Annotated in this window: 12 protein-coding genes; 9 read left to right on the top strand and 3 right to left on the bottom strand. The window is 67.8% G+C overall.

The features are described from left to right. Positions 1 to 4: 4 nt before the first annotated feature. Positions 5 to 607, bottom strand: coding sequence for a shikimate kinase (locus WDM94_14970; GenBank protein MEJ0013878.1), 603 nt, complete (start codon positions 605 to 607; stop codon positions 5 to 7). 158 nt (positions 608 to 765) lie between these two features. On the opposite strand from WDM94_14970, the gene WDM94_14965 reads away from it, so the two are divergent. From WDM94_14965 to WDM94_14950, 4 genes are all read left to right on the top strand, one after another. Further along, positions 766 to 915, top strand: coding sequence for a histidine kinase (locus tag WDM94_14965; GenBank protein MEJ0013877.1), 150 nt, complete (start codon positions 766 to 768; stop codon positions 913 to 915). Next, the gene (locus tag WDM94_14960; GenBank protein ID MEJ0013876.1) at positions 912 to 1847 is read left to right on the top strand and encodes a site-specific tyrosine recombinase XerD; all 936 of its coding nucleotides are present in this window, start codon (positions 912 to 914) and stop codon (positions 1845 to 1847) included. The genes WDM94_14965 and WDM94_14960 overlap by 4 nt, the downstream gene beginning before the upstream one ends. Before the next feature lie 67 nt (positions 1848 to 1914). Continuing rightward, positions 1915 to 2868 carry an acetyl-CoA carboxylase carboxyltransferase subunit alpha gene (locus WDM94_14955; GenBank protein ID MEJ0013875.1) on the top strand — a complete coding sequence of 318 codons (954 nt, stop codon included), beginning with the start codon at positions 1915 to 1917 and terminating at the stop codon, positions 2866 to 2868. Between the two features lie 124 nt (positions 2869 to 2992). After that, positions 2993 to 4174, top strand: coding sequence for a murein L,D-transpeptidase family protein (locus WDM94_14950; GenBank protein ID MEJ0013874.1), 1182 nt, complete (start codon positions 2993 to 2995; stop codon positions 4172 to 4174). Between the two features lie 160 nt (positions 4175 to 4334). Here the strand turns inward: WDM94_14950 and secA are convergent, their stop codons facing one another. After that, a complete protein-coding gene (gene secA, locus WDM94_14945) occupies positions 4335 to 7100 on the bottom strand; it encodes a preprotein translocase subunit SecA (protein MEJ0013873.1) in 2766 nt (921 codons plus the stop codon). Positions 7101 to 7342: 242 nt separating this feature from the next. On the opposite strand from secA, the gene WDM94_14940 reads away from it, so the two are divergent. From WDM94_14940 to WDM94_14925, 4 genes are all read left to right on the top strand, one after another. Further along, positions 7343 to 8377, top strand: a complete 1035-nt coding sequence (locus WDM94_14940; GenBank protein ID MEJ0013872.1) for a peptidylprolyl isomerase — start codon at positions 7343 to 7345, stop codon at positions 8375 to 8377. A 2-nt stretch (positions 8378 to 8379) separates the two neighbouring features. After that, positions 8380 to 9624 carry a bifunctional glutamate N-acetyltransferase/amino-acid acetyltransferase ArgJ gene (gene argJ / locus WDM94_14935; protein MEJ0013871.1) on the top strand — a complete coding sequence of 415 codons (1245 nt, stop codon included), beginning with the start codon at positions 8380 to 8382 and terminating at the stop codon, positions 9622 to 9624. 205 nt (positions 9625 to 9829) lie between these two features. Further along, positions 9830 to 10234, top strand: a complete 405-nt coding sequence (mutT, locus tag WDM94_14930) for an 8-oxo-dGTP diphosphatase MutT (protein MEJ0013870.1) — start codon at positions 9830 to 9832, stop codon at positions 10232 to 10234. 55 nt (positions 10235 to 10289) lie between these two features. Beyond that, positions 10290 to 10532: a hypothetical protein gene (locus WDM94_14925; GenBank protein ID MEJ0013869.1), complete on the top strand. Its 243-nt coding sequence runs from the start codon at positions 10290 to 10292 to the stop codon at positions 10530 to 10532. On the opposite strand, the gene WDM94_14920 is transcribed toward WDM94_14925, so the two are convergent. Further along, on the bottom strand, positions 10529 to 11410 hold the full coding sequence (locus tag WDM94_14920; protein MEJ0013868.1) for a methyltransferase domain-containing protein: 882 nt from the start codon (positions 11408 to 11410) through the stop codon (positions 10529 to 10531). The two genes, WDM94_14925 and WDM94_14920, sit on opposite strands and share 4 nt — an antisense overlap. Before the next feature lie 83 nt (positions 11411 to 11493). On the opposite strand from WDM94_14920, the gene WDM94_14915 reads away from it, so the two are divergent. Then, entirely contained in the window at positions 11494 to 12285 is a 792-nt protein-coding gene (locus WDM94_14915) for a ComF family protein (GenBank protein MEJ0013867.1), read from the top strand. Positions 12286 to 12291 lie beyond the last annotated feature (6 nt).

The following is a 12291-nucleotide window of genomic DNA, read 5'->3' as shown; positions in this document are numbered from 1 at the left end:
GCGGTCAGGCCTCTGCCACCGCCTCGCGGCTCAGATAGTCGGCGAGGGCGGCGAGGATGTCGTCGATGACGGCGTCGTGCGCGATGTCGCGCGACTGGATGTGGATCGCAGCCTCGGCGTAGATCGGGTAGCGCTCGGCGATCAGCCGCTCGATGATCTCGGCGGGGTCGCCGCCGCGCAGCAGCGGACGGTTGTTGCGGCGCTTGACGCGGGAGAGCAGCAGGTCGCGGTCGGCCTTGAGCCAGATCGAGATGCCGGCCTCCTGGATCGCGGCGCGGGTGTCGGCCTGGATGAAGGCGCCGCCGCCGGTCGCCAGCACCTTGGGCTTGCCGTCGAGCAGGCGCTGGATGACGCGGCGCTCGCCGTCGCGGAAATAGGCCTCGCCGTGCTGGTCGAAAATATCGGGGATCGACTGGTTGGCGGCCTGCTCGATCTCGGTGTCGGCATCGGCGAAGGCCATGCCGAGGCGGGTCGCCAGACGGCGGCCGATCGAGGATTTGCCGGCGCCCATCATGCCGACCATGACGATGGTGCGCCCGGCCAGGAGCCGCGACACCTTCGTTTCGACAGGTTCGCTAACGTCCCTGGCAGAGCCGGTCCTGGCCACTTTCAACGTCCTTCTGGGGCGGTATGGGGTGTTGAGGGAGGGTAGAACCGCTTTCGGCCTATTCTGTCAAGGATTGCGTCGGATGCTTCCGCCTTGCCGCCGCTATCCTCAGGAATAGTAACGGCGCATTCGGAAAAACCTGCAATTATTGCCGACCCATGCCCAGTCTTGTCCGATTCCTTGTCGTGGTGGTGATTCTGGCCGCCCTTGTCGCGGCCGCGACCGTCTATCTGGCGTTTTTCGTCCACCCGGGCAGCCGCGAAATGACAATCCGCATCCCCGACGCGAAATTCGAGAGGCCGAAGTGACCGGCGGGCATCAGGTCGAAGCCTTCCTCGAGATGATGAGCGCCGAACGGGGCGCGGCCGTGAACACGCTGGCGTCGTACCGGCGCGACCTCGAGGATTACGGCGTCTTCCTCGCCAAACGCGGTATCGGCTTTGCCGAGGCCGATGCGGCGGTGGTGCGCACCTATCTTTCCGATCTCGACGATCGCGGGTTTGCGGCGAGTTCCGCGGCGCGGCGGCTTTCGGCGGTGAAGCAGTTCCACCAGTTCATGGTGTCGGAACAGATGCGCGCCGACGATCCGACCGGCATCATTTCCGGGCCGAAGAAGGGTCAGCGGCTGCCCAAGATTCTGTCCGAGGCCGAGGTCGAGAAGCTGATCGAGACGGCGGCGGCAGAAACCCGGCGCCCCGACCTTTCCGCCGGCGCCCGGCTCCGCGCGCTGCGCATGCACGCGCTGATGGAGCTGCTCTATGCCACCGGGCTGCGCGTATCCGAGCTGGTGGCGCTGCCGGCCTCGGCGGCGCGCCGCGAGGTGCGGTTCCTGACGGTGAAGGGCAAGGGCGGGCATGAGCGCGTCGTGCCGCTCACCGACAAGGCGCATGCGGCGGCGAGCGTCTATCTGATCCACCGCAAGGATTCGCCGACGGCCGACAGCCCGTGGCTGTTCCCGTCGCCGGCCGACAGCGGGCATCTCACCCGGCAGGCATTCGCGCGCGATCTCAAGGATCTGGCGGCGCTCGCCGGCATCGCGTCGGCCAAGGTCTCGCCGCATGTGCTGCGCCACGCCTTCGCCAGCCATCTGCTGCAGAACGGCGCCGATCTCCGCGTCGTGCAGCAGTTGCTCGGCCATGCCGACATCTCGACGACCCAGATCTACACGCATGTGCTGGAGGAGCGGCTCCGGGCGCTGGTTACCGAGCATCACCCGCTGGCCCGCAAACCGGCCGCCTGAAGCCTTGACTCGCAAAGCCGCCTAAAGGCATCACTCTCCCTCGTTTTGGCCACCCAAGAGTTACGGATTGCGCAGCTACCTCGACTTCGAAAAGCCCGTCGCCGACCTGCAGGGCAAGGTCCAGGAACTGCGCTCGCTCGGCGATAACGGCGACGCCGTCGCCATCGGCGAGGAAGTCGCCAAGCTCGAGAGCAAGGCGGCGCAGGCGCTGGCCGAGATCTACGCCAAGCTGACGCCGTGGCAGAAGACTCAGGTTGCGCGCCATCCCGACCGGCCGCATTTCGGCGACTACGTCAAAGGCCTGATCGAGGATTTCACGCCGCTCGCCGGCGACCGCTCGTTCGGCGAGGACGAGGCGATCGTTGCGGGCCTGGGCTTCTTCCGTGGTCGGCGGGTCGCCGTCATCGGCCAGGAAAAGGGCAACGACACCGAAAGCCGCCTCAAGCACAACTTTGGCATGGCGCGGCCGGAAGGCTACCGCAAGGCGATCCGCATCATGCACCTCGCCGACCAGTTCGGCCTGCCGGTGGTGGCGCTGGTCGATACGGCCGGCGCCTATCCCGGCATCGACGCGGAGGCCCGCGGCCAGGCCGAGGCGATCGCGCGCTCGACGGAAGCCTGCCTCAAGCTCGGCGTGCCCAACGTCGCCGTCGTCATCGGCGAAGGCGGCTCGGGCGGGGCCATCGCCATCGCCACCGCCAACAAGGTGATGATGCTGGAGCACTCGATCTACACCGTGATCTCGCCGGAGGGCGCGGCGTCGATCCTGTGGCACGATTCCAGCCGGGCGCAGGATGCGGCGACCGGCATGAAGATCACCGCCGAGGACCTCGTGCGCTTCGGCGTGATCGACAAGGTTGTCACCGAGCCGGTCGGCGGGGCGCACCGCGAGCCTGAGGTCACGATCGCCGCCACCGGCGACGCCATCGCCGAGGCGCTCGACTCGATGGACAATTTGCCGCCGGAGGAAATCCGCCGGCAGCGGCGGGAAAAATATCTCGCCATCGGGCGGTCGCTCTAAGCCCGTCGCACGTCTGTCGCCTCCGTTCGCCACATTCCTTAACGCCAAGCGGCGGTTGACGAATTGCGAGAATCCCGGTCTAAGGCGAAACGGGCTGGCTGACCGAATCTGATAAGAGAGCCTGATGGGGTTTCAGCCGTTTAGGAGAGCTGCGCTCGGCCAGTGGCTTGCCATTGGGCTCGCCGCCGTTTGGCTTTCCGCCTGCCAGGACTCGGGCGTCCCGAAGGAACTGCGGCCGGTCCCGACTTCGCTCGTCGCCAAGATGAATCTCCTCGACATGAAGGAGACGTCGCCGATCTTCGTGCGGCTCTACAAGGAGACGTCGGAGCTCGAAATCTGGAAGCAGCAGACGAACGGCGACTACGCGCTGCTCAAGACGTACGAGATCTGCAAGTGGTCCGGTAAGCTCGGACCGAAGCTCAAGGAAGGCGACCGCCAGGCGCCCGAGGGCGTCTACGTCGTCACCCCGGCGCAGATGAATCCGGCGTCGCACTACTACCTGTCGTTCAACATCGGCTATCCGAACACGTTCGACCGCTCGCTCGGCCGCACCGGCTCCAACCTGATGGTGCACGGCGCCTGCTCGTCGGCCGGCTGCTACTCGATGACCGATGCCGACGCCGGCGAGATTTTTGCGCTGGCGCGCGACTCGTTCCGCGGCGGGCAGACCTCGTTCCAGATTCAGGCACTGCCCTTCCGCATGACGGCGGAGAATCTCGCCAAGCATCGCGACGACGCGAACATGCCGTTCTGGCGGATGCTCAAGGTCGGCTCCGACAATTTCGACCTGACGCTGCGCCCGCCGAAGATCGACATCTGCGACCACGGCTACGTCTTCAATGCCGACGCCGGCCCGACCTTCGATCCGAACGGCAAGTGCCCGGACTACACGCGGCCGCAGGCGCTGGTGAACGCGCTGGCGCAGAAGCAATCGAGCGACGACGTTGCCTTCAACGCCGCGGTCGTGGCGCTTGAGGCCGAGGAAAAGCGGGCGGCCGACGTTGCCACCAGCGTGGCGGCGAAGGCGACGGGCAATGCCGCGACCGCTGCCAAGGACACGGCGGCGACCGATGCTACGCCGACGGCCGCGACAAGCGCGGCGCCGAAGGTCGTCGCCAACGTGCCGATGCCGCGGCTGCGGCCCGAGGGCAAGGCGCCGGCCGCGACGTCCGTCTCGGCGCCTGCGGCAACCGGCACGATCGCGCCGGACATGACTCCGGACATCCCCGAGGTCGGGAAGTTCGTGAAGAAGAAATTCGTCTGGCCGGGCGACGGCGAGGGAGCCGCCGCGGGAACTTCGGGCTAGGCGCTGACGGCTATTGGCGGCCAACCTCCCCCTTGAGGGGAGGTCGAAATCGCGTCGGCGATTTCGCGAGGGGGTCGCGGTGCTTGTCGATGGCTTCCGACCCCTCCCCAAAACCGCTTCGCGGTTTTGACCCTCGCTCAAGGGGAGGGTTGAGTCTCAGCTAGGCCAGCCGGCCGTGGCAGTGCTTGTACTTCTTGCCTGAGCCGCAGGGGCAGGGGGCGTTGCGCTGGGTCTTGCCCCAGGTCGACGGGTCCTTCGGGTCGACTTCGCCCGATGCCGCGGCGCCGGTGGCGGCCAGTGCCGTGAGGCCGCCGTTGCGGGCCGGCTGCTGCGTGCGCAGCGCCGAGTTCCACTCGTCCTCGGCGTCGTTCTCGCCGGTGGTAGCGTCGATGTGCGTCTCTTCCAGCGCCTGGATGTCGCCTTCCGGCGCGAGCGGCGGCGGGCGCTGGACGAGCTCGACGCGCATGATCTGGTTGGTCACCGCCTCGCGCAGCCGCGCCAGCATCGCCTGGAACAGCTCGAAGGATTCCGTCTTGTACTCGTTCAGCGGGTCGCGCTGGGCGTAGCCGCGGAAGCCGATGACGTGGCGGAGATGGTCGAGGGTGACGAGATGCTCGCGCCAGAGATGGTCGAGCGTCTGCAGCAGCACGGCCTTCTCGATCTGCCGCATGATCTCGGGCGAGAAGCGCGCCGTGCGGGCGGCGGCCGCCTCGTCGGCGACGCGGGTCAGGCGCTCGCGCACCTCTTCCTCGGCGATGCCTTCTTCCTTCGCCCACTGGTCGACGGGAACGTCGATGTTGAGGTTGGTGCGCAACTCTTCCTTGAGGCCGGCGACGTCCCACTGTTCGGCGTAGGCCTTCTCGGGGATGTGCTTGGCGATCAGCTCGTCGATCAGCTCGTTGCGCATTGAGGCGACCGTCTCGGTCACCGTGTCCTGGCCCATCAGGTCGATGCGCTGGTCGAAGATGACGCGGCGCTGGTCGTTCATGACGTCGTCGAACTTGAGCAGATTCTTGCGCATGTCGAAGTTGCGCGCCTCGACCTTCTGCTGCGCCTTTTCGAGCGCGCGATTAATCCACGGATGGATGATCGCCTCGTCCTCCTTGAGGCCGAGCTTCTGCAGCATGCCGTCCATGCGCTCGGACCCGAAGATGCGCATCAGGTCGTCCTGCAGCGACAGGAAGAACTTCGAATGGCCGGGGTCGCCCTGGCGGCCGGACCGGCCGCGGAGCTGGTTGTCGATGCGCCGGCTTTCGTGGCGCTCGGTGCCGAGCACGAAGAGGCCGCCGGCGGCGAGCGCCTTCTGCTTCAGCACCTCGATCTCGCGGCGCATCTGGGCGATGCGCTCCTCGCGTTCCGGGCCTTCCGCTATGCTGCCCAGCTCCTGCTGGATGCGCATGTCGAGGTTGCCGCCGAGCTGGATGTCGGTGCCGCGGCCGGCCATGTTGGTGGCGATGGTGACCGCGCCCGGCACGCCGGCCTGCGCGATGATGAAGGCTTCCTGCTCGTGATAGCGCGCGTTCAGCACCTGGTGCGGAATCTTCTCCTTGGTCAGGCGCTCGGAGAGTTCCTCCGACTTGCCGATCGAGGTGGTGCCGACCAGGATCGGCTGGTTGCGCTCGCGGCACTCGCGGATCAGCTTGACGATCGCCTTGTACTTCTCGTCGGCCGAGCGGTAGACCTCGTCGTCGTCGTCGATGCGGACCATGTCGCGGTTGGTCGGCACCTCGACGACTTCCAGCCCGTAGATGTCGGCGAATTCGTCGGCTTCGGTCAGCGCCGTGCCGGTCATGCCGGCGAGCTTGTCGTACATGCGGAAGTAATTCTGGAACGTGATCGAGGCGAGCGTCTGGTTCTCGGGCTGGATCTGGACGTGTTCCTTGGCTTCCAGCGCCTGGTGCAGGCCTTCCGAGTAGCGGCGGCCGGGCATCATGCGGCCGGTGAACTCGTCGATGATGACGACTTCACCGTTCTTGACGATGTAGTCCTTGTCGCGCTCGAACAGGCGATGGGCGCGCAGTGCCTGCTGGATGTGGTGGACGACAGTGACGTTCTCGACGTCGTAGAGCGAGTCGCCCTTGAGCAGCCCGGCTTCCTGCAGAAGCTGCTCGAGCTTGACGTTGCCGGCCTCGGTGAAGTTCGCCGTGCGCTGCTTCTCGTCGGTCTCGTAGTCCTCGGGCGTCAGCGCCGGGATCAGCACGTCGATCTGGTTATAGAGCTCGGAGCGATCGTCGAGCGGGCCGGAGATGATGAGCGGCGTGCGCGCCTCGTCGATCAGGATCGAGTCGACTTCGTCGACGATGGCGAAGTTGTGCCCGCGCTGGACCATGGTGGCCAGCTCGTACTTCATGTTGTCGCGCAGGTAGTCGAAGCCGTACTCGTTGTTGGTGCCGTAGGTGATGTCGGCGGCGTAGGCCTCGCGGCGCTGCGGATCGTCGAGGCCGTGGACGATGATGCCGGTGGTGAGGCCGAGAAACTTGTAGACTTGGCCCATCCATTCGGCGTCGCGCTTGGCGAGGTAGTCGTTGACGGTGACGACGTGGACGCCCTTGCCGGCCAGCGCGTTGAGATAGACGGCGAGGGTGGCGACCAGGGTCTTGCCTTCGCCGGTCTTCATCTCGGCGATGGAACCCTCATGCAGCACCATGCCGCCGATCAACTGCACGTCGAAGTGACGCTGACCGAGGGTGCGGCGTGCTGCCTCACGCACGGTGGCGAAGGCGGGCACCAGAATATCGTCGAGCGAGGCGCCGACGGCGACGTCGGCCTTGAACTTCGCGGTGCGGGCGCGCAGGTCGTCGTCGGAAAGAGCGCGAATCTCGGGTTCCAGCGCGTTTATCGCGGCGACCCTGGGCGCATATGTCTTCAGGCGGCGGTCGTTGGCGGAGCCGAAAATCTTGCGGGCGATTGAGCCGAGGCCGGCCATGCGACGTTCCTTGGAACCAGTGGGTGGACAGGCTGTCGCGGCCCTGAGCTAACCGGTAGCCAGGTGCTCTAAACCGCCGTCACCTCTAGGGATTCAAAGCGTTCTTTGACGCCAAGCTTGGAGACAGATAAGAGGGGGCATACCCCATGTCAACGGCGCGACATGCGCTTCGATCAGGCTGGGCGGCAGATCGAACACGCGCATCCCGCCACCCCACTCAACACCCGAACCGGAACAGTTTGATGACCCTTTCCCACGCTTTTCGCTCGACTTTGCTTGCCTCCGTCCTGCTGCTGGGCAGCGCCGCCATAGCCGGCGCGCAGGAGGCCGCCGCCCCCGCCACGCCTCCGGCCGCTCCGCCGGCTGCCGTCGCCCCCGCCCCGGATGTTGAGGGCGTCGTTGCCACCGACCGGGTCGTGGCCGTCGTCAACGGCGAGAAGATCACCGAACTCGACCTTGCCGCGGCCGAGCCCGACCTGCAGCAGGCGCTCGCCCAGTTTCCGGAAGACCAGCAGATGGCGGCGCTCGTGAAGGGCGTCATCGACATCCGCCTGATGGCGCAGGCGGCCGAGGCCGCCAAGATGGACAAGGGCGCGCAGATCGAGTCGACGCTCGCCTACGTCCACGACAAGGCGCTGCGTAACGCCTACCTGCAGGACAAGCTGCAGGCCGCGGTGACCGACGCGGCGCTGAAGGCGCGCTATGACGCCGAGGTCGCCAAGTTCGTGCCCGAGGACGAGATCCATGCGGTGCACATTCTGGTGAACACCGAAGACGAGGCGAAGGCGATCATCGCGCAGCTCGACCAGGGCGGCGACTTCGCCGCCATCGCCAAGGACAAGTCGACCGACAAGGGCTCCGGCCAGGCGGGCGGCGATCTCGGCTGGTTCGGCAAGGGCCAGATGGTGAAGGCGTTCGAGGACGCCGCCTTCGCGCTGGGCGCCGGGCAGTACACCAAGACGCCGGTGAAGAGCGACTTCGGCTACCACGTCATCAAGGTGCTGGAGAAGCGCAAGTCGGCGCCGCCGTCGTTCGATGACCGCAAGGACGATCTCGCCCGCACGCTCGGGCGCGAGACGATCCTCGCCGTGATCGACGCGCTGCACGCCACCGCCAAGATCGAGGTGGTGCCGCCGCCGGACGCCGCCGCTGCGCCGCCGGCCGATGCCGCCACGCCCCCGGCCGCCACGACGCCCCCGGCCGCCACGACCCCGCCGGCTGCCACCACACCTCCGGCGGCGACCACAACTCCGCCGGCGACGGCTCCGGCGCAGTAGCCATGGCCGGGACGCCGACGACGAAGTCACCGCTGGCGCCGGCGTCTTTTCCGCCGCTGCCGGCGGTCGCCGGCGTCCGTTTCGCGGTTGCCGAGGCGGGCATCCGTTACAAGAACCGGCGCGACGTGCTGCTCGCGCTGTTCGACAAGGGCACGACGGTGGCGGGCGTCTTTACCCGCTCCAAGTGCCCGTCGGCGCCGGTCGACTGGTGCAAGGCGGCGCTGAAGTCGGGCAAGGCGCGGGCGCTCCTGGTCAACTCCGGCAACGCCAACGCCTTCACCGGCAAGAAGGGCCGCGAGGCGACCAAGATGTCGGCGGCGATTGCCGCGAAGGTCGTCGGCTGCAAGCCGAACGAAGTCTTCCTCGCTTCCACCGGCGTCATCGGCGAGCCGCTCGACGCCACCAAGTTCGATGCGGTGCTCGGCGATACCGCCAGGCGCGCCGAGGCCGAGCCGTGGATCGACGCGGCTTCGGCGATCATGACGACGGACACCTACCCCAAGGGCGCGACGCGGCGGGTGAAGCTCGGCGAGGCGACGGTGACCATCAACGGCATCGCCAAGGGCGCCGGCATGATCGCGCCCGACATGGCGACGATGCTGTCGTTCGTGGTGACAGATGCGCCGATCGCGGCGCCGGTGCTGAAGCAACTGCTGGCCGCCGGCGTGACCGGCAGCTTCAACGCGATCACCGTCGACAGCGACACGTCGACCTCGGACACGCTGCTGCTGTTCGCCACCGGCAGGGCGGTGAAGGCGCCCAAGATCACCAACGCCGGCGACAAGCGACTGGTGCATTTCAAGGCGGCGCTCAACGATCTCCTGCGCGATCTGGCCCACCAGGTGGTGCGCGATGGCGAAGGGGCGCGGAAATTCGTCGAGGTGCGTGTCACCGGCGCGACCTCGAAGAAATCGGCGCGGCGGATCGCGATGTCGATCGCCAACTCGCCGCTGGTCAAGACCGCGATCGCCGGTGAGGACGCCAACTGGGGCCGGGTCGTCATGGCCGTCGGCAAGGCCGGGGAACCCGCCGACCGCGACCGGCTGGCGATTTCCTTCGGCGACATCCGCGTTGCGGTGAAGGGCGAGCGCGATGCGTCCTACTCGGAGGCGGCGGCCTCGGCGTACATGAAGCAGGACCACGTCGTCATCACCGCCGACATCGGCCTCGGCACGGCGCGCGACACGGTGTGGACGTGCGATCTCACCAAGGAATACGTCGCGATCAACGGCGATTACCGGTCGTGATTTGGGGAGCGCGTTGTGGGACGCAGGGCGTCGCCTCTCCCCGAAGGGGAGAGGCCGCGTTTGGCTTGGCGAGCGAAGCGAGCCTAGACAAACCGGGTGAGGCGACTTTTCCCTTGCCAGTCGCCCCTCACCCTTCGCCTCTAGTTCGCTGCGCTCATAAGAGTCGAAGCCCTCTCCCCTCCGGGGCGAGGGGACGTCGTGCCCTATGACCGGCCATATCGTCCTCGTCGCCGCCTGCGCGTTGGTCGACGTCGATCGCCGCGTGCTGCTCACCCAGCGGCCCGAGGGAAAATCGATGGCCGGCCTGTGGGAATTTCCCGGTGGCAAGATCGAAGCCGGCGAGACACCGGAAGCGACCCTCGTCCGCGAGTTGAAAGAAGAGATCGGCGTCGAGACTTCGGAATCGTGCCTGGCGCCGCTGACCTTTGCCAGCCACGCCTATGACGACTTCCATCTGCTGATGCCGCTTTACATCTGCCGGCGCTGGTCGGGCATCCCGCAGGGGCGCGAGGGGCAGGCGCTGAAGTGGGTGCGCGCCGCGAACCTCCGCGACTATCCCATGCCGGCCGCCGACATCCCGCTGATCCCGGCGTTAATAGATCATTTATGATGTGGCGGGAGAGTTCCGCGGAGCCGCCGAATCGCGCGGCAGCGGGACATTCTCCATGGCTTCCCACGACATCATCCTGCCGCCAGGCACGATCGCCGGCGGCATCGGCCGCTCGAAGCTCGCGGCATTCGTGCCGATCACGCTCGCCGTTCTCGGCGTCGGCGCGGTTCTCTTCGGCGGCGTCTCGGCGCGGCACGACGACAACGTCGCCGGTCTCCACCAGGTTGACCCGATGACCACCGGCGCGATCGCGGCGCCGGAAGATCAGCGGCGTGCGCTGGAAATGCTCGACCGCTAACCGCCGGCCTTCTCCCCCGCCGATTTCTCGACCGCGTTCAGCGCATCGGCGAGGCGCGCCTTGGCGCTGCCCGGACGGAGCGGCTGCTGCTGGCTGGCGTGCGGCGCCCAGCCCGACAGCGAGATGACCTCGAAGGTCGCGCGTATCCGCCCATCCGGATCGGCAAAGCGTTCGGCGTAGATCGACGCGGCGCGGATCAGCACCTGGCGACGGAGCGGACGGCGGTCGCGCTCGACCAGCACGTTGGTAGCGCCCATGGCGCGCAGGTCGCGCATCAGGTGGAGCGCGGTGTTGTAGCGGACGGTGCGCTTGTCGGCGTCGATCACCGGCAACGCGAAGCCTGCACGTTGCAACAACGCGCCGGCGGTGCGCAGTTCGGCGAACGGCGAGACGCGCGGCGAGGCGCCGCCGGTCACCTCGGACTCCGCTTGCGCCAGCGACTGGCGCAGCTCGGTCAGCGTCTCGCCGCCGAGCAGTGCGGCGAGGAACAGGCCGTCCGGTTTCAAGGCGACGCGGACCTGCGCCAGCGTGCCGGGCAGGTCGTCCGTCCAGTGGAGCGCCAGCGCCGAGACGATGAGATCGGCGCTCGCCGGCGCCAAAGGCAGCAGCTCCGGGTCGCCGACAATGTCGGGTGCGCCGATGCGGTCGATGCGGAGCACCCGGCTTGCCTGTCCGGTCGCGGCGAGACGCTCGGCGACCAGCGGCAGCGGGCTGGCGAGATCGACGCCCAGCGCAAAGGTGCGCTTAACCGCTGCGAGGCGGTCGAGCAGATCGTCGGCCACCGCCCGCAGCAGGAAGTCTTCCGCGGCGGCGGCGACGCGCTGCCGCCGCCGGTCGAGCAGCGCGCGGTCGAAGATGTGCGGGGGGCCGTCGGTCATGGGCGGAGTTATGGGTCGCTCCTGCCGCGTCGTCAAAACTGGCCCTCGTGGCGCATCCGGCTCTGCCGGGCTAGTCTGGCGCCATGGAGATCGATGGCGACGCGATCCTGGAGAGGCCGCGCCCGCTCAGGCGGGCGATTGCCGGCGCGGCGGCGCTTGCCCGCGCCGCGGCCGATGTCGCCATGCCGCCGCAGTGTCTGTCGTGCGAGGCGCCGGTCGCCGGCCACGGTGCGCTCTGCGCGCGCTGCTGGAGCAAGCTGCGGCTGATCGAGCGGCCGTATTGCGCGCAGCTCGGCATTCCGTTCGCCTACGACATCGGGGCCGGCGCGTTATCGGCCGAGGCGATCGCCGATCCGCCGCCGTTCGCGCGCTGTCGTGCCGTGGCTGCCTTCGACGATATCGCGCGCTCGCTGGTGCACGGCCTCAAGTATCGCGACCGGCTGGAGCTTGCGGCGTGGATGGCCTCGTGGATGCGGCGCGCCGGGGGCGAGATCGTCGCCGAGGCCGACGTCATCGTGCCGGTGCCGCTGCATCGCCGGCGCCTCTGGTCGCGGCGCTACAACCAGTCGGTGCTGCTGGCGCGGGGCGTTGCCCAGCTTGCCGGCAAGCCGCTTGTGACCGATGCGCTGATCCGCATCCGCGCGACCGAGCAGCAGGTTGGACTGACCGCGGACCAGCGCGACCGCAACGTCCGCGGTGCCTTCCAGGTGCCGGCGGCGGCGAAGATCGCCGTCGAGGGCCGGCGGGTGCTGCTGGTCGACGACGTGTACACGACCGGGGCGACAGTGAAGGCATCAACGCGGGCGCTGCTGCGCGCCGGAGCGTCGGCGGTCGACGTGCTGGTGTTCGCCCGGGTTGTCCGCGGCGGACCGTGACCCACA

The organism is Bauldia sp. (assembly GCA_037200845.1).
In the GTDB taxonomy this organism is placed as follows: domain Bacteria; phylum Pseudomonadota; class Alphaproteobacteria; order Rhizobiales; family Kaistiaceae; genus DASZQY01.
This window is presented reverse-complemented; position numbering and strand designations above follow the sequence as displayed.